The 23,754-nt window shown below is 39.7% G+C and carries 13 protein-coding genes; 9 read left to right on the top strand and 4 right to left on the bottom strand.

Going from position 1 to position 23,754, the window contains the following annotated elements; genetic code table 11:
• The first annotated feature begins 73 nt into the window (after positions 1-73).
• The 6 genes from gyrB (at position 74) to C4F49_RS06395 (ending at position 11,265) form a co-directional block, all read left to right on the top strand.
• Entirely contained in the window at positions 74-2,032 is a 1,959-nt protein-coding gene (gene gyrB, locus C4F49_RS06420) for a DNA topoisomerase (ATP-hydrolyzing) subunit B (RefSeq protein ID WP_196935050.1), read from the top strand.
• 115 nt (positions 2,033-2,147) lie between these two features.
• Positions 2,148-2,942: a hypothetical protein gene (locus C4F49_RS06415; RefSeq protein ID WP_196935049.1), complete on the top strand. Its 795-nt coding sequence runs from the start codon at positions 2,148-2,150 to the stop codon at positions 2,940-2,942.
• Positions 2,932-4,977 carry a ComEA family DNA-binding protein gene (locus tag C4F49_RS06410; protein WP_196935048.1) on the top strand — a complete coding sequence of 682 codons (2,046 nt, stop codon included), beginning with the start codon at positions 2,932-2,934 and terminating at the stop codon, positions 4,975-4,977. Before C4F49_RS06415 ends, C4F49_RS06410 begins: the two co-directional genes overlap by 11 nt.
• A complete protein-coding gene (locus C4F49_RS06405) occupies positions 4,971-7,028 on the top strand; it encodes a ComEC/Rec2 family competence protein (protein ID WP_196935047.1) in 2,058 nt (685 codons plus the stop codon). Before C4F49_RS06410 ends, C4F49_RS06405 begins: the two co-directional genes overlap by 7 nt.
• Positions 7,025-8,923, top strand: coding sequence for a RecQ family ATP-dependent DNA helicase (locus C4F49_RS06400; protein ID WP_231388225.1), 1,899 nt, complete (start codon positions 7,025-7,027; stop codon positions 8,921-8,923). Before C4F49_RS06405 ends, C4F49_RS06400 begins: the two co-directional genes overlap by 4 nt.
• 107 nt (positions 8,924-9,030) lie before the next feature.
• Positions 9,031-11,265, top strand: a complete 2,235-nt coding sequence (locus C4F49_RS06395) for a sodium-translocating pyrophosphatase (RefSeq protein ID WP_196935046.1) — start codon at positions 9,031-9,033, stop codon at positions 11,263-11,265.
• Between the two features lie 152 nt (positions 11,266-11,417).
• Here C4F49_RS06395 and C4F49_RS06390 read toward each other — a convergent pair whose 3' ends face one another.
• From C4F49_RS06390 to C4F49_RS06375, 4 genes are all read right to left on the bottom strand, one after another.
• Complete coding sequence (locus C4F49_RS06390; protein ID WP_196935045.1) at positions 11,418-11,612, bottom strand: hypothetical protein; 195 nt, start codon at positions 11,610-11,612, stop codon at positions 11,418-11,420.
• An 82-nt stretch (positions 11,613-11,694) separates the two neighbouring features.
• Entirely contained in the window at positions 11,695-11,940 is a 246-nt protein-coding gene (locus tag C4F49_RS06385) for a hypothetical protein (protein WP_231388224.1), read from the bottom strand.
• 63 nt (positions 11,941-12,003) lie between these two features.
• The gene (locus C4F49_RS06380; RefSeq protein WP_196935043.1) at positions 12,004-17,769 is read right to left on the bottom strand and encodes an alpha-2-macroglobulin family protein; all 5,766 of its coding nucleotides are present in this window, start codon (positions 17,767-17,769) and stop codon (positions 12,004-12,006) included.
• Between the two features lie 567 nt (positions 17,770-18,336).
• The gene (locus C4F49_RS06375) at positions 18,337-18,717 is read right to left on the bottom strand and encodes a hypothetical protein (RefSeq protein WP_196935042.1); all 381 of its coding nucleotides are present in this window, start codon (positions 18,715-18,717) and stop codon (positions 18,337-18,339) included.
• A 208-nt stretch (positions 18,718-18,925) separates the two neighbouring features.
• On the opposite strand from C4F49_RS06375, the gene hutH reads away from it, so the two are divergent.
• Genes hutH through C4F49_RS06360 form a run of 3 tightly spaced genes read left to right on the top strand, consistent with a single transcriptional unit; the run spans position 18,926 to position 23,752 of the window.
• Entirely contained in the window at positions 18,926-20,500 is a 1,575-nt protein-coding gene (hutH, locus tag C4F49_RS06370) for a histidine ammonia-lyase (protein ID WP_196935041.1), read from the top strand.
• A 4-nt stretch (positions 20,501-20,504) separates the two neighbouring features.
• Positions 20,505-21,755 (top strand): imidazolonepropionase, encoded by a 1,251-nt coding sequence (hutI, locus tag C4F49_RS06365; protein WP_196935040.1) that lies wholly within the window; start codon positions 20,505-20,507, stop codon positions 21,753-21,755.
• On the top strand, positions 21,719-23,752 hold the full coding sequence (locus C4F49_RS06360) for a urocanate hydratase (protein ID WP_231388223.1): 2,034 nt from the start codon (positions 21,719-21,721) through the stop codon (positions 23,750-23,752). The genes hutI and C4F49_RS06360 overlap by 37 nt, the downstream gene beginning before the upstream one ends.
• Positions 23,753-23,754: the final 2 nt, after the last annotated feature.

Here is a 23,754-nt window from a genome sequence, read left to right as displayed (position 1 = left end):
CGTTAAAGTTTGATAATCTGCCTTATTTTTCGTATTTTTGAAAGTTAAACAAATCGAATTTTAATAATAATCCATGAGCGAAGAAAAGAAGAATGTATCTACGTATTCAGCCGATAACATCCAGGTTTTAGAAGGTTTAGAAGCTGTACGTAAGCGCCCTTCCATGTATATAGGTGATACAGGTTCAAAAGGTCTACATCACTTAGTTTACGAAGTTGTTGATAATTCAATAGATGAAGCTGTTGCAGGATACTGTGACGAAATCTACGTAACCATTCATGAAAACAACTCCATTTCTGTCAAAGATAATGGACGCGGTATCCCAACAGGAATTAATAAAAAAGAAAATAAATCTGCGTTAGAATTAGTTATGACTGTTCTTCACGCAGGTGGTAAATTTGATAAAGATACCTACAAAGTTTCTGGTGGTCTGCATGGTGTAGGTGTTTCCTGTGTGAATGCATTGTCTATTCACCTGAAAGCAGAAGTTCACCGTGACGGTAAAGTATACCAACAAGAATACGAAAAAGGTAAGCCACAATACGACGTAAAGGAAATCGGCGATAGTGATTATAGAGGTACAATTGTGACTTTCCAGCCTGATGCTGAAATCTTCACGATGACGACTATTTATAACTACGATACGTTAGCGAATCGTTTGCGCGAATTGTCATTCTTGAATAAAGGGATTAAATTGTCTTTAACGGATGAGCGTGAAATTTTGGAAAATGGTTCATTTAAAAGCAACACCTATTTTTCTGAAGGCGGACTTCAGGAGTTTGTTAAGTTTTTAGATGGAAACAGACATCCATTAATTCCAAATCCAATTTATGTGGAAGGAATCAAGCAAGGTATTCCTGTTGAATTGGCATTGCAATACAATGAAACTTATTCAGAAAATGTACACTCGTATGTGAATAACATCAATACGATTGAAGGTGGTTCACACGTAGCTGGTTTCAGAAGAGGCTTGACTCGTACACTGAAAAATTATGCGGATAAATCTGGATTGCTAAAGAACTTAAAAGTAGAAATTACTGGAGATGACTTTAGAGAAGGATTGACAGCTGTTATTTCAGTGAAAGTTGCCGAACCTCAATTCGAAGGTCAAACCAAAACGAAGTTGGGTAACAACGAAGTTATGGGGGCTGTTGACATGGCTGTTGGAGAGATTCTAGGTATTTATTTAGAAGAAAATCCTCGTGAAGCTAAAACGATTGTTCAGAAAGTTGTAATTGCCGCGCAGGCTCGTGCAGCTGCACGTAAAGCACGCGAGTTGGTGCAGCGCAAAACGGTAATGGGTGGTTCTGGGCTTCCAGGAAAACTAGCCGATTGTTCGGATAATGATCCTGCAAAATGTGAAATTTACTTTGTCGAGGGAGACTCGGCGGGTGGAACAGCGAAGCAAGGCCGTGACCGTAAGTTTCAAGCAATCATGCCTTTGAGAGGTAAGATTCTGAACGTAGAAAAAGCGATGGAGCATAAAATCTACGAGAATGAAGAGATCAAAAATATGTTTACAGCTTTGGGTGTAAGCGTTGGAACAGAAGAAGATTCGAAAGCGTTGAACATTGCAAAATTACGCTACCATAAAATCATCATCATGACCGATGCGGACGTCGATGGTTCTCACATTGCGACTTTAATTCTGACATTCTACTTCAGGTACATGAAAGAATTGATCGAAAAAGGCTATGTGTACATTGCAACTCCTCCATTGTATTTGGTGAAAAAAGGAAAAGACCATCAATATGCTTGGACAGAAGACCAACGTTTGGCTGCTATTCAGCGCTTAAAAGGTGCGGGTAAAGAAGAAAGCGTTACTGTTCAGCGTTATAAAGGTTTAGGTGAGATGAATGCCGAACAATTGTGGCAAACCACAATGGATCCGGAACACCGTACTTTGCGTCAAGTAACGATTGATAACGCAGCAGAATGTGACCGTATATTCTCTATGTTGATGGGCGATGAAGTTGCTCCTAGACGTGAATTTATCGAACAAAATGCAAAATACGCACGCATCGATATCTAATCGATAAATAAGTATTCATAAGGAAAGCCAAGTCGTAAGATTTGGCTTTTTTTGTTTTACTAATTTTCAAATATTATGTAATTTTAAGTAACATCTCATTTGAAAAATTGAAATCATGATCCGTCTTTTCATACTGGTCATTATTACATTCGAACTTTCTGCGCAAGAATATGTTCCGGCTAAATATGCTTCATCGGGAAGCCAAGGAATCGCTGATTCGGGGATTTATACGTTGGCGGGTAATCCTGCGGGTGTTAGCCGAATCAATCGACCACAACTCGCGTTGGGATACCAACAACATTTCTTAGGAACTGATATTCAATCGCAAGCTCTGTTTTTTGCAATGCCTATTAAAGCGCAAGGCGGATTAGGACTTCTAATTGAGAATTATGGAATTCCAGAAGTAACCTCCTTAATCAAATCGGGATTCACCTTTTCGAAATATTTTGGCAAGCAGATTAATGCATCGCTCAGTATTAATTACCATCAGTACCACGTTGAATCATACACTACCTCTAAAAGCTGGTCAGCCGATCTTGGATTTCAATATTTGTTCGAGAAGGTACAGCTTGGTGCTGTGTTTAAGAATATCTCTGGAAGTACGTTCTCTAATGAAATTCCCGAAGCGATCGACCAAGAAATTGCTTTTGGCGCGTTATATTATTTATCCGATGAAATCCAAGTTTTAGCCGAATTGAGCAATGATTTTGATTCATCGATAAAGTATTCCGCTGGTTTAGCCTATAAAATTCACAAACAAATTATCCTTCGAGGAGGGGCAAGTTCTTTGCCCGTTGAGTTCCACGCAGGCGCTGGGATTTTAGTCAAAAAATTTATAGTCGATGTCGCAAGCTCTTTTCATACTCAATTAGGCAGTTCACCTCAGTTAGCGATTGCGTATGAATTTTAAATTATGTATCGGCTTGTTAATCTTTTTTTCTCTTTTTGGGAATTGTGTGCTTGCGCAACAAGAGGAAGCTTTGGAAGAAGAAATTATTGAGCAACTGCTTTCTGAAATCGAAGAAGAAATTGATTTGAGTGAGTTCACTGAACGATTGCGTTATTTTCTGAGGCATCCAATCGATTTGAATAAAACCAATGAGGAAGAGCTAGGAAGTTTGTTGTTCTTATTGCCAAATCAGATTGCCAATTTGCTTGACTATCGAGCATCTTCCGGAAATTTTATTTCTGTTTTGGAATTGCAGTCAGTAGATGGCTTTGACCTTCAAACCGTGCGGAAAATGATGCCTTTTGTAACTGTGAAGGCTGATGCTGGACTGAATCTACCGAGCTCAGGACTAGGAAAGTCAACTGAGCATGACCTGATGGTTCGATACGGAAGGATTATTGAAAGTCAGGCTGGTTATCACATTGAAGACACGACGCGTTCTCGTTATTTAGGTTCTCCAGATAGGTATTCATTGCGTTATCGCATGAACTACAAAAGCAAAATTCAGCTTGCAATCAACGCGGAGAAAGATGCTGGTGAGCCATTTTTTGGAGAATTGCAACCTTACGGATTTGATTATTATTCAATGAGTTTGCAAATAAAGGATTTGGGCAAATGGAACAAAGTTGTTGTAGGCGATTATGCTTTGCAATTTGGACAAGGCTTGGTTTTGTGGAATGGATTAAGCTTTGGTAAAGGCGCGTGGCTCGGAAGCGCTACTAAGCAAGCTTCTGGATTAAAGGCTTACACCTCGATGAATGAATTTAATTTTCTTCGTGGACTTTCAGGAACATTAAAGCTCCATAATTTCGAAATCACACCCTTTATTTCCTACAATTTCCTGACGGGAAATATTGAAGAAGTGGATGGTCAAGAAATAGTCAGTAGCATTAGCTCTTCAGGTTTGCATCGAACACCTTCGGAACTAGAGAATAAAAATTCAGTAAATCAACTGGTTTTTGGGACTGACATTACGTATAGGAAAAAACAATTGAAATTAGGATTTACTGCCATAAATACGCAATATTCACACCTTATAAGCAAAGGCGATGAATTGAGAAATGAATTTTCTTTTGAAGGAAAGCAATTGTTGAATTTGGGGCTGAATTATCAATACAGCTTTAAAAACACTTATTTTTATGGAGAGACTGCACACAGCTGGGGTTCTGGTTTTGCAAGCTTAAATGGATTGTTAACGAGTCTTCATCCAAATCTTAGTGTTTCCATCCAACATCGGTATTATGAGAAAAATTACCATTCCATCTTCGCGCAAGCAATCGGTGAAAATTCAGATGTCAGCAATGAACACGGAATTTACGCAGGCTTTCTGTACAAGATTCTGCGTAAAATTGAATGGGTCAATTACTTAGATGTCTACCGGTTTCCTTGGTTAAGTTATTTGCTGGATTCTCCGGGGTCAGGTCTAGATTATTTATCTCAAATGACCTATACTTGGTATAAAAAAGGCCGTTTGATTCTGCGATATCGTCATCGATTGGATCAAGAAAATACAAGTTTGGATGAACGCAATGAGTTGATCAGTGCAGACTTGACTCGAAATCAAGGAAGAGCAGATTTTCAATATGAATTAAATGACAGCTGGAAAATTGGAAGCCGGTTTGAGGCGGTCAATTATCAAAAGGAATTCGAGCAACGGGAATATGGTTGGATGTGTTATCAAGACCTGTTTTGGACATCTTCTCAAAAATGGATAACCGCCAACATGCGAATTGCTTATTTCGATACGGATTCATACAACGCAAGAATTTACGCTTACGAAAGTGATGTGCTCTATGCCTCTTCGTTTCCTGTGTATTACATGCAAGGCTGGCGTACCTATTTTAATACGAAAATCAAGATCACTAGAAAACTTGATTTTTGGTTCAGGTATTCATTGACAAAATATAACGATTTAGAAGAAGTAGGAAGTGGATTAGATTTAATTGCTGGTAATAAGAAGTCCGATTTTCGTATTCAATTTAAATACCAATGGTAAATAAGCCTGTAATCAGCATTGATATCCGAAAAATGCCATTTGTTGTGGTCTTGTTTTTCTATTGTCTAGGAATACTTGCAGGGCGCTATTTTAATCTATTGATTCCAAGTCTGCTTTACGTGCTCATCATCATTTTGGTAATGGCTTTTTTGCTTTTAATAAGCCTATGTTTTTCTAAGCATTCAGTTTTCAAAACTATTTCATTCGTTGTCTTATATGCTTCTTTTTCAGTTTTTGGATTTTATGGAGCGATTAAGAAGAAGCCTCATCTTCAAAAGAATTATTTTAGCAATTATAAGGCTGAACAACTGATAGGTATTGTTTCTGACGAACCTGTTGTCAAAGAAAAATCCATCCGATTTCCAATGGAGTTAGCTATCGCAATTGACTCTGTAGCATCCAACAAAGTGACTGGAAAAGTAATGGTTACCGTTTTAAAAGACTCTTTGCAATCTATTAAAATTGATTACGGCGATAAATTGATTTTCAAAAATAAAGTAGCGGAAGTTAAGTCAGCATTTAATCCAATTCGATTTGATTATCAAAACTATCTAGCAAATAAAAATTGTTGGCATCAAGCACTTCTGACAAGCAAAGACTATCTGATTATTTCCCATAAAAGTGGCAATCCCATCATCGATTTTTCGTTGGGCTTACGGAAAAATTTAGTGGATAAGTTTTCAGAATACATTCCTAACGAACGTTCCTTTCAAATTGCTTCTGCGTTAATTTTTGGCTTTCGATCATCCGTTGATCAGGAAACGTTAGCCTCTTTTACGAAAACCGGAACTATTCATATCTTAAGTGTTTCGGGATTTCATGTGGTTTTGGTCTTTTTCATTCTCACCTTATTGCTAAAATGGATGGATCAATTTAAGAACGGAAAAGCGATCAGGCTCTGCTTGGTATTTATTGCCATCTGGAGTTATGTAATCTTGACAGGAATGGCGCCCTCCATATTACGATCTGGGGTAATGATCAGTTTTCATCTCTTTGGACTTTGGGTTAACCGCAAACAAAGCGTTTTCAATTCATTGGCTGCTTCGGCATTCTTTCTATTGCTTTTTGACGCGAAGATGCTGTTTGATATCGGATTCCAGCTTTCCTATTTGTCTATTTTAGGCATGAGTGCTTTTCTCCCTTTATTTCATTTGTTCTATCAAAGCAAGAATAAATTGATCAATTGGATACTTGATGTCATCTATGTTTCGATTGCTGTGCAATTAGCGACATTGCCATTTGTGCTGTATTATTTTGGACAATTCCCGACCTATTTCCTCGTTGCAAATCTATTCATTGCCATTCCTGCTATGCTGATTATGTACATTGGGATATTGCTCGCAGGTGCATCTTTCATTTCATATATTTCCAAATTCGTAGGAGCTGTTTTAAGTGAAGTTATTGATTATACGTACCGAGGTTTGGAACAAATAGCTCGCTTGCCGAAGGCAAGTGTTGCTGGATTTTATATTAACGAAGTCCAAGTATTGTTTTTGGCTTTAAGCCTATTGTTTCTTTTTATTGCATGGAATTATCGCTCAAAACTTATGCTGAAGCTTTGCCTATTCCAATTTATATTTTTTCTGGTCGCATTCCAGGTACAGCGCTTTCAGCAATTTAAATTTAACGGAGTTAAATTTTACAACGTCAACCAACATATCGCGATTGCACGCATTCATCAAAACAAAGTTATTCTACTTTCATCCTTGGATTCACTTCGCCATTCCACTTTACAGTTTGCTGTTCTTCCCGATTTGTTAAGGTATAGCGACGAAGAAGATATAGAATTCAGACGGCTAAGTTCCAACTCAACCTTTCAGCTGGATTTTGATTCGACCCTGAATTCCAATTTTGTACTATGGCGGAAGAATAAGAATCAAGATTTTTTAGAAGCGATTAATTCCTATAAAAATTACATGATTCTTTTGGACGGAAGCAATTCGGATAGGAGCATTGCGAAGCATACCAAGATTTTGAATGAAAATCAGCTTCCATTTTATATACTCAAAAATAATTATGCTTATGTTTACAATACCGCAAATAAGGAATGATTACGAAAGAGGCAATATTGAAACAATTCTGGGGATACGATGCATTTCGTCCGCTTCAGGATGAAATCATTGATTCCATTTTAGCTGGTCAGGACACCTTAGCTTTGATGCCTACTGGTGGTGGGAAATCCATTTGTTTTCAGGTTCCTGCCTTAATGAAAGAAGGAATTTGCATTGTGGTCAGTCCACTGATTGCTTTGATGAAAGATCAGGTCGAACACCTTCGTCAACGAAATATTCCGGCAATTGCGATTTATTCAGGGATGAAGCCACGAGAAGTAGACATTGCTTTGGATAATTGCATTTTCGGAAATATTAAATTTCTCTATCTATCCCCTGAACGTCTGTATAGTGAGCTAGTCAAAGAGCGGATTAGGCATATGAATGTGAATCTATTTGCCATTGACGAGGCGCATTGTATCTCCCAATGGGGTTATGATTTTCGTCCTCCGTATCTGCAATTGGCGCAATTGAGAGAATTACACGCTGACGTTCCTTTTTTAGCCTTAACCGCTACAGCAACAGCTAGAGTGGTTGATGATATTCAGCTTCAGCTTGCTTTCAAGAAACAAAATGTATTCAAAAAGAGCTTTCGACGTCCCAATCTAGCCTACATGGCTCTGCATGAAGAAGACAAAATGGGAAGGCTCCTGCGCTTGATCAAAAAGTTAGGTGGGACAGGAATTGTGTATGTGCGCAATCGGCGCGAAACGCAAGAGGTCGCTCAATATTTGTTCAATCACGGTATTCCATCAGATTTTTACCATGCGGGATTAAGCATCGAAGAGCGATCGAGCAAGCAAGAAGCCTGGTTTGCCAATGTGACTCGTGTGATTGTCGCGACAAATGCATTTGGGATGGGAATTGATAAATCTGACGTGCGCTTTGTTGTTCATTTGGATGTGCCAGATTCTTTGGAAGCTTATTATCAGGAAGCCGGTCGTGCTGGAAGAGATGAGAAAAAAGCCTATCCCGTTTTGCTTTATCAGCAAGCAGACTGTGAGCGTTTATGGGAGAATGTGCAAGCTAGTTTTCCGGATACGGATTTTATCAAAAAGGTGTATCATCATTTGGGAAGCTATTTCCAGATCGCCTATGGATCGGGCAAAGGCGTTGCATTGGATTTTGATTTGGTGGCCTTCTGCAAAAAATATGCATTGGAAATTATCCCGACATTGAGCGCTTTGAAGTTTTTAGAAAAAGATGGATGGTTAACGGTCTCGGATGCGATATATATTCCGTCTCGGTTCAAATTTGAAGTTGAATTTTCAGAAGTGTATAAACTGCAGGTGCAATCCGCGAAATTTGATCCCTTGATCAAAGCTATACTTAGAACGCATGGCGGAATTTATGATTTATTCGTTCCGATCAATGAATATGAAATCGCCAAAAAATTAAAAACGTCCTACGGTCAGGTTGTCGAAATGATTCAGCAATTAGTTACTCAAGGCTATGCGAGTTATTTACCAAAAACAAATTCGCCACAAATCGAATATTTACATGAACGGGTCAGCATCGATCATCTTTCAGTGGATCATACATTTATCCAGAATCGGAAGAAGATTAAAGAAGAACAGGTTCGGGCAGTTTACCAATACCTTGACGCGAAAACTTGCAGAAGCATTTCGTTGCAGTCGTATTTTGGAGAACAGGACGATACGTACTGTGAAGTCTGTGACTTGTGCTTAATTCGTGCGCATTCGGATAAGGAAGACAAGAAAATTAGGGCAGAAATAAAATACATTTTGGTCGAAAAAAGCCTTCCGCTTAAAGAGCTTATGGATCAAATGACAATTGGGGATGATGCGTCCAAATTGAAAATCATTCGGAAGTTGCTGGACGAAGAAAAAATCACATTGAAAAACGATCTATACAGCTGGGTTGTTCCATTTTAAAACATTCTCGTTTCAAATAAGCTTATAATAAATACGTTAAATACATTTTGTATTTCCTATTTATTTTTTAGCTTTAGAAAAACATAACCAGTTTTAAACAAATTTATATGGAACAATTTTTAATTTACCTGCCCGCAACGTTAGCTATCGTGGGCTTATTATTTATGTTCGTTAAATCCGCTTGGGTGAACAAACAAGATGCAGGCAATGAGCGCATGCAATTTATTTCTAAAAGTATTCAAGAAGGCGCGCTAGCTTTCCTTAAAGCGGAATACAGGATTTTATTCATTTTTGTGATATTGGCGTCTATCGCTTTATTTGTTGTTTCTCAGTTAGTTGAAACGACACATTGGGTGATTATCATCGCTTTTATATTCGGTGCATTTTTCTCTGCTTTGGCGGGGAATATCGGAATGCGCATTGCGACAAAAGCAAATGTCAGGACTACGCAAGCTGCAAGAACTAGTCTTCCTCAAGCGTTGAAAGTTTCTTTTTCGGGCGGAACGGTCATGGGCTTAGGTGTTGCAGGTTTGGCTGTTTTGGGACTGAGCATCTTCTTTATCTCTTTTCTAAATATGTTTGTTACAGATGGAGGGAATTTTTATAACGAAATGACGGTCGTGCTGGAAGCATTGGCTGGATTTTCATTGGGTGCAGAATCTATTGCATTGTTCGCGCGCGTTGGTGGCGGTATCTATACCAAAGCAGCCGATGTTGGTGCGGATTTAGTTGGGAAAGTGGAAGCTGGAATTCCAGAAGATGATCCTCGTAATCCTGCGACTATTGCGGATAATGTAGGCGATAACGTGGGCGATGTTGCCGGTATGGGAGCTGATTTATTCGGTTCGTATGTTGCGACGGTGCTTGCTTCGATGGTTTTAGGAAATTACATTATTAAAGATATTGCTGAGTCAACAGGAACAGCCTATACGGATGCATTTAATGGAATGGGGCCAATTTTATTGCCGATAGTAATTGCCGGCGTAGGTATTATCTGTTCGATTATCGGAACTTTCTTCGTGAAAATAAAAGATAATAATGCGAAGGAATCGCAGGTTCAAGGCGCATTAAATTTGGGAAATTGGATATCCATTGCCTTGACCATTGTTGCCTGCTTTTTCTTGATTCAATACATGTTGCCTGAAACGATTCACATGAAGTTCTTCGGCGAAGGCTACAAGGAAATTCCAAGCATGAATATCTTTTACGCGACGTTAGTCGGATTAGCTGTTGGAGGAATTATTTCTGCATTTACAGAATACTATACGGGTTTGGGTAAGACGCCTGTATTAAATATCGTGAAAAATTCATCTACGGGGGCGGCTACAAATATTATCGCAGGATTATCGACGGGAATGATGTCTACTTTTTCATCGGTATTATTATTTGCGTTTGCGATTTGGGGCTCGTACGCTTTAGCAGGATTTTATGGAGTAGCAATCGCTGCTTCAGCGATGATGGCGACCACGGCGATGCAATTAGCTATTGATGCTTTCGGTCCGATTGCAGATAATGCGGGCGGTATTGCCGAAATGAGCGAATTGCCGAAAGAAGTCCGCCAACGTACAGATGTATTGGATTCGGTTGGAAATACGACCGCTGCGGTAGGTAAAGGCTTTGCAATTGCTTCAGCAGCGTTGACTGCGCTGGCATTATTTGCGGCTTATGTTACATTTACAGGAATTGATGGCATTAATATTTTTAAGGCCGATGTGCTGGCTGCATTATTTATCGGCGGTATGATTCCGGTTGTTTTCTCTGCTATGGCGATGCGTTCTGTGGGTAAGGCAGCGATGGATATGGTAAATGAAGTTCGTCGGCAGTTTAGAGAAATTCCAGGCATTTTAGAAGGCACAGGAAAGCCAGATTATGAAAAATGTGTGGAAATTTCGACTCAAGCTGCGCTTCGCGAAATGATGTTGCCAGGAGCGTTGACCATTGTTACACCAATTATTGTTGGTTTTGCGATGGGGGCGGAAGCTTTGGGTGCTTACATGGCCGGCGTTACTGTTTCAGGTGTGCTTTGGGCAATCTTTCAAAACAATGCAGGCGGTGCTTGGGATAATGCAAAGAAATCTTTCGAAGCAGGTGTGGAAATCAATGGAGAAATGACATTTAAAGGTTCTGATGCGCACAAAGCAGCCGTTACAGGCGATACGGTTGGAGACCCTTTTAAAGATACATCTGGTCCTTCGATGAATATTTTGATTAAATTAACGTGTTTAGTAGGATTGGTTATTGCGCCAATTCTTGGTGGACATGCACTAAATACAGCTAGTAAGGATAAAGTGGATGCCAAAGAGAAAATTGTTTCGGTAGAGAAAATAGCTGATTTGAAATAAATCAACCTAATTAACAAAGCCCCGATCGCTAGATCGGGGCTTTTGCTATTTATAGGGTTTTAACTAAAAGGTTTGCATACCTACGGCATGCAAATTTGGGACAGGGCCATATCGTCTACAAACGTTTTGCTCCTACGGAGCATGTTAGGCTGTCAATTCATTACTCCTTGCTCCTTAAGCATTGCTCCAAATTTATTGCTGTTCGATATCTTCCGAAGGGAGATGTCGAACTTTGAATAATTCGGGATTTGCAATCCCGAACGATTGGCGTATTTGCGGATTGAAAATCCGCTTTTATCAGGAATTCTGGATGCCCCTTCGGAACATCCAGAATAGCGTTGTTGCATACCTACGGTATTCAAATTTGGGACAGGGCGATATTTTCTACAAACATTTTGCTCCTACGGAGCATTTTAGGCTGTTAAGTCATTACTCCTTAATCCTTGCTTCAAATTTATTGCTGTTCAATATCTTCCGCATGGAGATGTCGAACTTTGAATCATTCGGGATTTGCAATCCCGAACGATTGGCATATTTGCGGATTGAAAATCCGCTTTTATCAGGAATTCTGGATGCTCTTTCGGAACATCCAGAATAGCGTTGTTGCATACCTACGGCATGCAGATTTTGGAAAGGCCGCCTATTGGCTACAAACATTTTGCTCCTACGGAGCATTTTAGCCTGTCAATTCATTACTCCTTGCTCCTTAAGCATTGCTCCATAACTTCCATCACCTCCTCAGTCAATCTGTATCACCAAATTCTCCGAATTCGAATGGACAGTCGGATTGTACATGCATTCAATCCGTGCAATTCCCGAATTAAATACCCCTGTATTGTTTGTCTTTAGCTCATACTCGAAAACATGTGTTCCTTTGCGCAGGGTATCGAAGAAATAATTCGTCGATGCATCCTTGATCGTAAAATAATAGCCTCCTCGGTATTGATAGCCCGAAGGCTGATAGATCGGCTCGAATCCAACAGCTCGGCTATCTTTGAGATGCACAAAATTCAGGTCCTGGTTATTGACGACCGTCAATCTGACCTTGACTTTGTCACCTGTCTTGATATTATTGCTTTCTCTCCATTCGCCGTTATGAAGAACTAAGACTTCCTTGCTGACACTGATTTCTTTGTTGGTTGATTTGATGTTGTCAAAGGTTTCAAAATACCCATGAACGACCTGACCATAAACTTTCCGCTGGTTTTTGTTCGTGATTTCTACCGAAAGATTTTTCTCCAAGTCTTTGGCTTCATAGCTCAGCATTTCCTGGCCTAAATTATTTTTCAGAGGGCTAGCCTGCTGTTGGTTTACCTTTATGGCGACTTGATTATCGACCACAAAATCAGCAGGATTATCCACCAATAACAAACTGTAAATGGCATCGACCGTCGTCCATGTATTGCTCCAGTAATTCGCTTGTTTGCTGTAATAAATCCAGTCCGTCAGGGCGGGCAAGGCTTCTGGGCTCATTGCTCTATACGCTTCAACCAAGTATGTATGCAAGCTGATGCCATTGTATAGATTGGCGTTGCTTTCCCAATATTGCCCTTTAGATTTGTCCAGAACGAACTCTTGGTCCAGGCGGTTAAAGATCGCTTGAGATTCCTGTTGCAAGCCCAGCGATTGCGCGATGACCCAAGGTTTTGCAGCTAGACCGGCAGGCAATTTGGCGCTCTGCACAGGAGCTGTTGCCATAAAAGCTTTTACTGGAATTGTCAAGCTGTCGCTTAATGGCAACTCCTTGAAATAAGCCCGAGCATAGAGCATATCTACAAAGTTTGAAAAGCTCTTCTCTTTGATAACTAATGGAAGCTCTTGATCTAAATAGCTAGAAAGATTTTTAGCAATAGCATTCATTTCTTCCGAAATCAAATTGGGATCTAAAGCTTTGGCTTTTCCGATAATTTCTAGGACACGAGCAGAAATGGTTTGGTTGGCAGTACTTCCCTCAAACCAAGGCATTGAGCCATCGTTCTTCTGTGCTTTTTTAAGCTTGGATTCCAAAGCTTTGAGTTCTGCATCGATTCCATCTGAAGCAAATAATTCTGCGAATCCATTGAGGCGCTCTTCATCGTTTTTGATCGATCGCAGCCAAGGCATTTCTTCGATGGATAAAGTGCTTGCGGCAGCCGTATTTTCGCTCATCTTGGATTGTGCTGCGGTTTTGTTGACCGAAGCAAAATAAGCTGCGATCTGCGGATACGTATCATGTATATGCTTCAGTGCGGTCAAAGCAAACCATTTGCTGCTTGTCTGCTCAGTACATTCATAAGGATAATTTTTTAGGTAATCCAATGCAGAAATAATTTCTAAAATAGGATTGCTCTGTATGCTGATGCTTCCGCTTCTGTTTTCTTTTCCTTCGGAAGAAATCAGATAAGTCGCTTGTTGATTCGGTTCCAGAACAATTTTTTGAGTTTCGAGCATAAATTCCTTGTTCGGAAGGATAGCCAGTTCTTGTGCTTCGCCATCCGAATGCGTTTCACTCGCAGCGACAATCTTGACTTGGATTTGCTCATAACCTGCCGGAATGGTTAATTTCCAGCTGACAACCGTATTCCCTTTTGCGCCAGCAGCAAAATAAATATCCTGCTGTACAATACCGAAAGCTTCATTGATCACTTGGTTGTTCCTCGGATCGATCAGTTCGATTCGGGCAGTTCCGTTTTGTGCCGAATCGCTTAAATTCTGTACCTGTGCTTTCAATTCGATCTGATCGCCTTCGCGAAAGTACCTAGGCAGATTTGGACGGACCATCAACTGCTTTTGCGTTTGGGTAAAGAAAGAAGCAGATCCAGCATCCAAATTCTTGGTATGCGCAAATAGCAGTAATTTCCATCGCGTCAACGCTTCTGGGCTCTCAAATTCAAACGTGACATTGCCTTCTTGATCCGTATAGAGCGTAGGGTAGAAGAAGGCTGTTTCTTTAAGGTTCGTGCGCGCTTCTATGTTAGATAAAATAGTTTCTTTCTGATTCCTCTTTAATCTTTCGACTTCTGCTCTTAAATCAGGGTCAATTAGCTCATCATATAGCGTCTCAGATTCGAATAGTTCCATTGAAAATGGTTCTTCTGATAAATTTATACCTGCAACCCTACCTTGTAGAGCTGTTACCACAACTTCATCAAGTCCGCCATTGGAACCAAATATATTTCTCTCTGAATACGCTAAGTTGGAAGTTCGTTTATCAAAATTGACAGCTGAAAAAAGGCCTGGATACCTTTCGTTTAGATAAAATTTTGGAACATGATCACTTACTCGATAAGTATAGGGTTTGTCGAACATATTGTATGCACTAGTTACTTGCGTAAATTCGTTTACAATAAAATACATACTTAAGTTATGTCGAACGTCATCTATATAGAATTCCCTAGGAAACTCATGAGGATTGAAAACATCAAGCGCACTATCGTAGAGACTTGCCAGTAGTTCCACTGAAGTTCCTTTTGTTTGATTTGCAACTGAAAAGGACCATTTCTCTGTTTGTCCGGGCGTAATCTTATCCCTGAATGTTTTTATCTGAATAGACAAATCTTTTCTGCTATTTTTTATAACAGCGTAATTTCCACCTCGTTCAAACTTATTGTTGCAGATAGCAAAGTACTCAACTTGATAACTCCCATTTTTCAAATCAGCTTCAGTGATTTTGTGCGTAAATCTTCCCTTGCCGTTCTTAAAATATATAGTTTCATAGTTCGACGAATTGACATTGCTTTTCAGAAAAACAGTTTGCATGTCTTTTGAGTCTGACTCAAAAGTCAGAACAAATATATCTCCGACGAAGTATTCAGTCTTGTTTTGAATGGTAGTCAGCAGTTGATTGGAAGCATATTTATTGCTTCTTTCCTTTAATAGTGTTACATCTGATCGCGTTTTAATGGTATCCAAACCTTGAATGCTGATTGCTTCGACTTGGTATTTTCCATATGAGAACAAAGAACTATCGATCTTAACGCTTGTCTCTCCTTGGCTATCAAATGCATACTCTTTTACCAATGTGCGTGGGTTCTCTTGGAGTAGAATCTCGTCAAAATCATTTGGAAAGTAACGGGAATATTCCTCATTTGAAAACAAATGATAGTCTTCCTTGAATTCAAAATTATTTACCGAGCTAAGAACCGTCGTTGGCTGTAAAACTTTATAGATTTTAATCATGCCATTCATTGGCAATGGTTGCTGGTTCTGGTTTTGCGTTTTGATCGTTATCTGTTTCCATTGATGCTCAACGAGAGTCCGTCTATCGCTGAGCACAAGTACCCATGGTTTTGCGCTGTAGTTATAATGCGTATTCACATTTTGAACTTCACCATTCTGATTCGTAACAATTGCTTCTATCGTAAAATTAATTTCATCCAGATTCCTAAACAAGGTATCTGACAATGGAAATGAAATTTTAAATTTACCTTCTGAATCTGTCGTCATTGAGGAATCGAGATGAATTATTTGGTTGTAATTTTTGTTATAGTAACTCACTTTATACTTAACAAAAGCATCCGAAAGATTTGCTCCCGATAACGATACAGCCTTTCCAATAAACACAGCTGTATCTTTTTTTGTGTAGGTTTCTTTATTCTCGTCGAAATCTACTTTAAATGTTGGTCTTTTATACTCTTCAACTCTAAAATATTCGTTTCCGATTTGCACTTTGTTCATATAAGTGCTGATGATGAAATTGCCATTCAATGTTTTGCTAGGCAAAATAAATTTACCATCTAGAGAGCCAAACTCATTTGTTGATGACTCCAGAGAATCTATTTTGGCTCTGTTCGCATCCGTCAAATAAATCTTTATGGGTTTATTGGGAAGTACTTTGCCGTCTTTATAGTGATTATTATAAACTATAGCTTTAAAGAAAATTTCTTGTCCTGGACGATAGATAGAACGATCCGTAAATACAAGGCTCTCCAGCATATCTTCGAAATCTTCTTCCTCTTCAACTGTTATATCTTCAATGTCATCTAATTCGATAAGATCAATAAATTGGTTTTCCTTAGGAATATACAAATCCAGGAGGTCTAAGTCTTCATATTCATCTCCATCTGATTTGTAAGAAAATTCTCCATTCTTATTAGTCTTAACTGATTGTACTTTGCTATAACTTCCTTTGATATAATCATATAATTCTAGGTGCTCGTTTGAATAAGGTAATCCTGTCTTTCGATTAATTAATAAAGTTTTGTATTGGTCATAGTCTTCATCGAATTCGCTATAAGTCGAAGAAATAAATAAATCGGTAATAATAATATCCGAGGAAGTAACATCCTTATATAAATTATCATCAATAAATTCGGGATTGTTCGATGCGACTATTTTGTAATTGCCGTAAGGCAATGGATTGATTTTATAATTAGTCGAATGTTCTTTATAATCGTCAAATCGTTTTAACGCAACTTCTTCTTCATAGATTAATTTAGCATTTATCGAAACTTGATTAGTTAGCGAATCATGTTTTATTTTGTAATCACCTGTTATTTTTGGATTATTTGTTACATCATACACCCGGATAAAAAGCTTATCTATATTTTTTTGCTCAACTTTTATAGGAACATATTCGTTGCTTGGCGCAAATAACTTATGTTCAATATCAATTGTTGATTTAGTTAACTCATTTTTAAACTGGATTAAATCATTTTGCCATGGAGAGTTTGGATATTTTTCTAAAGCAATGTTTATGTAGTTTACTGCTTTTTGAATGTTCTGGTATGCCATTGAATGCGCTAAACTTAAATAAGCAAATGCATTATAAACTGAATTGGAACTTTTTGCTATGGAATCAATCTTAGTCTCATATTGTTGAAAATATACATCGTAATAATTATTTAAATAGGGATAAAATTTTAAATAAGCTTGTGCGTCTATGTATCCATTTTTAGAATTGATGTCATTAAAGCGTTCAGTTAAAGATTTGACTTTACCTCGCACGTAAGCATATAAATTCAAAAAATCATGATAATTAAAAGCGAGTATATGGTACAAAGTTGGCGATATCTTAGCAAAATGATGAGTATTTAATATGTCTTTCCAATTTTCTGTTTCTTCATTTAATAGTAAAGATTCATCCCTAATCGATAGCTGATAAAGTGAATCGATAAAGACAAGTTTCTTATCTCTGGTTAGGGCTAAGTAATTATTTTTATCGTTTATAACTTGATTTTGTACATAATTTTGAAGAAAAATTGCATACAGATTATACAAAACTGCACGTTCTTTTAGATTAGCTTCTTTAATATTCTTTTCAAAATGTTCTTGAGTCAAGTCAATTTTTGTCTCTTTATTCTGATTAACTGTTAATCCATTGATCTCAGCTATAACGGCTTTAATCCATTCAGGACTATTCTGTTCAGTTTTCGCTTGGGTTTTAATCCTGTTTAGAATTGGCAGAGTCTGTTGATAGTTCTTTATGGCGACCAAACTATCTACTTGTTTCCATGCTTGCTCATTTTGTTGAGCAACTAGCAAAATTGGGAAAAAGAGCAAAAGGAATACATACAATCGTTTCATAATCTAAATTCTTCGTATTAAATATAAGCAACTAAATGATAATTGTTATTTGTTATTTTGAAGGGATGCATGCTTCTAAGAAATTCCACAATCCGCTGTTCGATATCTTCCGCAGGGAGATGTCGAACTTTGAATAATTCGGGATTTGCAATCCCGAGAATAGCTAAAAATTCGAAAATACGTTCCGCAACAGTTCCCCCTTCGGGGGTTAGGGGGATAAGCACAGGCTAAACGCGTGCGCTAGCGGAACAGCCTTGCAATAGAATTAAGCAAAAAACACGAATATCGAGTCTATATTTAGGCATATTATCCGATACTTAGCACTTAGCAAGGTTTTTGAATTTTTACTTTTTAATTTAACATATTTTTATCGTCAAATCCGTCAAGGTAGTCTATTTTCCAGACTCCAGCTTCTTTTACGGTAATCACTGGATAGTTAACATTATCGCCCCAGGTCCAATAAAATGATGCCTTATCGTTTTTTACAATTATATCTTTTAGCACTACAGATTGATACAGGCTATCTGGATGGTCCTGACAATTGCACCAAGGATCAGCACCTGTTCCTTAGGGAGGTAATTCTCCGATTGGATAAACTAAGGATTTATCTTTAAGACCTTGGTCAATGCGCATTGCCAGGCTATCATAATGTGCCAGAAAGCCCTCTGAGAAAAAATTGCTTGAACGGAGTTCATCCAATCTTTTCTGATGAGCGACCATGTCCAGCCTGTCGTAGGTGCTGTCTTCTAGATTTTCTAAAGTTTCAAAATCAATTCCCGAACTTTCAAATTCAGTCCATTTGTAAAACTCTTTTATTAACGATTCCAATTGTTGATTTTCGTCGGAAGAAGCTTCAGAATAGAACTGGACGGATGCATTTTGTTTAGTTTGGTTGCATGCGCAAATAAACAGCAACAAAAGCAATCCAATTATAGATTTAAATTTCATATTTATAAAGTCAAGATTGAATCAACACAACAACTAAAAGTTATGTTGCAAAGCCTAAAAATACTGCATGCACTTGATTTCACAAAATAGTACTAAGATTTCAGTTTATCAATGACTTAGCGATCACAGCCTAAGGCCAATCGCTTAAAGCCTATTGCCAAATCCAATAATACCACCTAAATTTGATATAGACTATTATAAACTATTCATGAGCGTAGAAACATTTCATTATGGAATCGATAACCTCAGTTCCTATAAAGCCTTAGCCATTTGTAAAGGCAAAATCAAAGGTGTTTTATCAGAAGAAGCGCGAGTGGCGGTTCGCAAGAGCGCCAACATTGTCGCTAGCATTGTGGATTCTGATCAAATTGTTTACGGCATCAATACGGGTTTCGGACCTTTGTGTACCACGAGCATTAATGCCTCGGAAACGAAAAAACTGCAAGAGAATATCCTTAAAAGCCATGCGGTTGGCGTTGGCGAACCGATAGAAAAGGATTTGGCGAAGTTAATGCTTATTCTAAAAATGCATGCGCTGGCGCAAGGATTTTCTGGTATTCAAGAAGAGACTTTAGATCGCATTCTTTGGCATATCGAGCAGGATATCATTCCGATTGTTCCAAAGCAAGGTTCTGTCGGAGCATCTGGTGATTTGGCGCCTTTATCTCATTTGTTTTTGCCCTTGATTGGCTTAGGAAGGGTTTATTATAAAAATGAAGTGCGCGAAACGACCTACTTATTTGAAGAATTATCCATTGAGCCAATTCATTTAGGAGCGAAAGAAGGGTTAGCCTTGATCAACGGAACGCAGTTTATTCTCGCGCATGCGGTCAAAGCCGTTTCAGAATTCCATCGCATCCTGATGTCTGCCGATTTGATAGGCGCATTGATGCTCGAGGGGCTGAATGCATCCATTAAACCGTTTTTCAAAGAATTGCATGTGTTAAGACCCTATCCGGCTAACAAGTTTGTTGCTGGCACTATTTATAACTTATTGGAGAAATCCGAAATCGTGCATTCGCATCAGAACTGCTCGCGTGTGCAAGACCCATATTCCCTGCGATGCATTCCGCAGGTGCACGGCGCATCCCGTCAAGCATGGTTACATCTAAAAGATTTGGTCGAAATAGAAATCAATTCGGTCACGGACAATCCGGTAATCATCGATGATGAATTAACCATTAGCGGAGGCAATTTTCACGGACAGCCTTTGGCTTTGCCAATTGATTATGCTTGTTTGGCGGCATCTGAAATCGGAAATATTTCCGACAGGAGAACCTATTTATCGTTGGAAGGCGATACACCAAATGTGCCGAAATTATTGCTGAAAGCTACGGGCTTGAATTCAGGTTTTATGATTCTGCAATACACGACTGCGGCGCTGGCAAGCGAGAACAAGGGCTTATGTTTTCCGTCGAGCGCGGATAGCATTCCAACATCGTTGGGACAAGAAGACCATGTCAGCATGGGGTCTATCGGCAGCCGCAAACTTCTGCAGGTGTTGCATAATGTGGATCATATCCTGAGCATTGAACTGCTTTGTGCAGCGCAAGCGCTGGACTTCCATCGTCCGCTGAAGTCGACGGCGATTCTGGAAGCCATACATTCGGCAGTAAGGAATAAAATTCCGCATGTGGAAGAAGATCAGCCGATGACGGAAATAATGGAACAAGCATTGCATTTTGTGAAGTCAGGTGAACTTATTCGAATTGCACACACTGTTGCGGAGCAAAATAACATCGCCTACCTTCCGGAGAAAGAAGAAGTATTTAATCAATATTAAACGCATGGAAAGCTATACATTAATCGGGCCCTTCACGCAGTTATTGACTATGAAAGGCTTGCCCATCAAAGGAGCTTTGAAGGACAAACAATTGGACATCATCAGCAATGGGGGTATTGTTTTTAGGAATGGAATAATCGAACAGGTGGGCGTTTTTTCAGATTTATCCGCTCAATTCTTGGGAAAGCAAGTGGAACTTATGTTAATTTCAGGAGATGCGGTTTGTCTGCCGGCTTTTATCGATTGCCATACCCATATTGCTTTTGGAGGCAGCAGAGCGAATGATTTTGCGCTTCGCAATGCAGGAAGTTCGTACTTGGAAATCGCCAATGCGGGCGGAGGGATTTGGAGTACGGTACAACAAACGAGAGCATTATCTCAAGAGCAACTAAAAGAGGTGATTGTTGAGCGAGCAAATGAATTGCTGGAGCAGGGGATTGCAACGGTCGAAGTCAAATCAGGCTATGGATTGTCGGTGGCAGAAGAATTAAAAATGCTGCGTGCCATTCGCGAAGCGAATGACGCAACGGAGGTGGATTTGATTGCGACTTGCTTGGCTGCGCATACCTTGCCCAAAGATTTTGAAGGCTCTGCTGCCGACTATTTGGATTTGATGGCGAATGAAGTATTACCGATTTTGATCAGTGAAAAACTAAGCAATCGCATCGATGCATTTATTGAACAATCTGCATTTTCGTCCGAAAACATTCAATCCTATTTTGCAAAAGCAAAAGAATTGGGTTTTGACCTGACGGTGCATGCTGATCAGTTTACCACTTCGGGATCGGCGGTTGCTGTTCAATTTGAAGCCCGTTCGGCAGATCATTTGGAAGTTTCTGGAGAAGCAGAAATTGAAGCCTTGGCGAAATCAGATGTCATCCCTGTGGCTTTGCCCGGTGCTTCTTTAGGTTTGGGATGTCCATTCACGCCTGCCAGAAAGTTATTGGATGCTGGCGCAAGCTTAGCAATTGCCTCCGACTGGAATCCAGGTTCGGCGCCGATGGGCAAATTGCTGACACAAGCTTCGGTTTTGGCGACTTTTGAGAAACTGTCGAATGCAGAAGTATTGGCTGGAATCACGTTCAGGGCGGCAGCGGCTTTAGGGCTAAGCGATAGAGGGCGAATACAAAAAGGCTATTTAGCAGATTTTATTGTGTTTGCAACCCCAACTTATCAGGACATTACCTATTTACAAGGTGCTCTTCAGCCTACCCAGCTGTGGAAAAAAGGCACGTCAATTATTCAGCAAGCATGACCTTTCAAGAAGAAATACTGCAGGGAATTCCCAAATTATTACCGCCGAAGGCGGAAAGAGATCCAAGGAACAGCCATGCGCCAATCCGAAAGCAAATCTTATCTAAAGACGAAAAGAAGTTAGCTATCCGAAATGCGCTTCGCTATTTTCCAGCGAAATGGCATGGAGAGTTAGGGAAAGAATTTTTGGAGGAATTGGAACGCTATGGACGTATTTACATGTATCGATTTAAACCAAGCTATGAGTTGTATGCACGTCCAATCGTTGACTATCCTGCCCGTTCTCAGCAAGGCGCAGCAATTCAATTGATGATTCAAAATAATCTCAACCCAGCTGTTGCGCAGCATCCTGATGAATTAATTACTTACGGCGGCAATGGGGCAGTGTTTCAAAATTGGGCACAATACCTGTTGACTATGCAGTTTTTAGCAACGATGTCAGACGAACAGACACTGCATCTGTACAGCGGACATCCAATGGGCTTGTTCCCATCATCCAAAGAAGCTCCGCGCGTCGTGGTAACTAATGGTATGATGATTCCAAATTATTCACAACCCGATGATTGGGAGCGCTACAATGCCTTGGGAGTTACGCAATATGGGCAAATGACGGCTGGTTCATTTATGTACATCGGTCCGCAGGGCATTGTTCACGGAACAAACATTACGCTAATGAATGCATTTCAGAAACAATTAAAAGAAAATGATTCTCCTGCCGGAAAAGTCTTTTTGACTTCCGGTCTTGGCGGCATGAGCGGCGCACAGCCCAAAGCAGGAAATATTGCCAAATGTGTTACGGTTTGTGCAGAAATCAATGCTGCCGCTGCGCATAAACGCCACGAGCAGGGCTGGGTGGATGAGATTATTTCAGCCAAAGAAGAATTGCTTTCACGAGTCCGTCAAGCGATTGACCAACAGGAAGTTGTCTCCATTGCTTTCATTGGTAATGTAGTTGATGTTTGGGAATGGTTTGATGTCGAAAATATTTTTGTAACGATTGGTTCAGACCAGACATCCTTGCACAATCCGCTCGCAGGCGGGTATTATCCTGCCGGAATGAGCTTTGAAGAAAGTAACCGCATGATGGCTGAAGAGCCAGAAAGATTTTCAGAAAAAGTGGATGAATCCTTAATGCGGCAAGCAAATGCCATCAACAGGCATGCTGCGAAAGGAACATACTTCTTTGATTATGGCAATGCTTTTCTCTTAGCAGCAGGTCGGGCAGGAGCAGATGTGTTCAACGGGAATTCAGAAGAGTTCCGCTATCCTTCCTATGTGCAAGATATTTTGGGACCAATGTGCTTTGATTATGGATTTGGTCCATTCCGTTGGGTTTGTACTTCAGGCAAAGCCGAAGATCTGCGAACTTCTGATCAATTGGCTTTGGAGGTAATGAAGGAACTTCAGCAAGATGCGTTGGATGATATTCAACAACAGCTTTCAGATAATATCCAATGGATTGAGGAAGCTGAAAAACATCAATTGGTCGTTGGTTCGCAAGCACGTATTTTGTACGCTGATGCGGAAGGGCGGATTAAAATTGCTTTGAGGTTCAACGAAGCCATTCGTCAGGGTAAGATTTCGAAACCCATCGTGCTTGGCCGCGACCACCACGATGTCAGCGGAACGGATTCACCTTATCGAGAAACCAGCAATATTTATGATGGCAGTAGATTTACGGCCGATATGGCGATCCACAATGTGATTGGCGATAGTTTTCGAGGCGCAACTTGGGTTTCCATACATAACGGTGGAGGTGTGGGTTGGGGAGAAGTGATTAATGGCGGTTTTGGTTTGCTGTTGGACGGTTCGGATGAAGCGGAACGGAAATTAAAAAACATGCTGTATTTTGATGTGAATAACGGCATTGCTAGACGTTCATGGGCAAGAAATCCAGGAGCTAAACGCGCCATTGCGACAGCAATGGAAAATAATCCTGATCTACAGATTACACAAAGCGAAGAGGTTTCTGATTCAATTATTAATTCTTTATTTTAAGT

Origin of the sequence: Sphingobacterium hungaricum (genome assembly GCF_015210005.1) — a bacterium.
GTDB lineage: Bacteria > Bacteroidota > Bacteroidia > Sphingobacteriales > Sphingobacteriaceae > Sphingobacterium > Sphingobacterium hungaricum.
The sequence above is the reverse complement of the archived record's forward strand: the minus strand, read 5'-3'. Positions and strand labels throughout refer to the sequence as shown.

Excerpts from the sequence above, each read along its gene's own strand:
- C4F49_RS06390 (WP_196935045.1), bottom strand. The coding sequence starts at position 11,612 with ATGCAACAACGCTATTCTGGATGTTCCGAAGGGGCATCCAGAATTCCT.
- C4F49_RS06415 (WP_196935049.1), top strand. The coding sequence starts at position 2,148 with ATGATCCGTCTTTTCATACTGGTCATTATTACATTCGAACTTTCTGCG.
- C4F49_RS06395 (WP_196935046.1), top strand. The coding sequence starts at position 9,031 with ATGGAACAATTTTTAATTTACCTGCCCGCAACGTTAGCTATCGTGGGC.
- C4F49_RS06400 (WP_231388225.1), top strand. The coding sequence starts at position 7,025 with ATGATTACGAAAGAGGCAATATTGAAACAATTCTGGGGATACGATGCA.
- C4F49_RS06375 (WP_196935042.1), bottom strand. The coding sequence starts at position 18,717 with ATGAAATTTAAATCTATAATTGGATTGCTTTTGTTGCTGTTTATTTGC.
- hutI (WP_196935040.1), top strand. The coding sequence starts at position 20,505 with ATGGAAAGCTATACATTAATCGGGCCCTTCACGCAGTTATTGACTATG.
- C4F49_RS06380 (WP_196935043.1), bottom strand. The coding sequence starts at position 17,769 with ATGAAACGATTGTATGTATTCCTTTTGCTCTTTTTCCCAATTTTGCTA.
- C4F49_RS06385 (WP_231388224.1), bottom strand. The coding sequence starts at position 11,940 with ATGCTCCGTAGGAGCAAAATGTTTGTAGCCAATAGGCGGCCTTTCCAA.
- gyrB (WP_196935050.1), top strand. The coding sequence starts at position 74 with ATGAGCGAAGAAAAGAAGAATGTATCTACGTATTCAGCCGATAACATC.
- C4F49_RS06410 (WP_196935048.1), top strand. The coding sequence starts at position 2,932 with ATGAATTTTAAATTATGTATCGGCTTGTTAATCTTTTTTTCTCTTTTT.
- hutH (WP_196935041.1), top strand. The coding sequence starts at position 18,926 with ATGAGCGTAGAAACATTTCATTATGGAATCGATAACCTCAGTTCCTAT.
- C4F49_RS06405 (WP_196935047.1), top strand. The coding sequence starts at position 4,971 with ATGGTAAATAAGCCTGTAATCAGCATTGATATCCGAAAAATGCCATTT.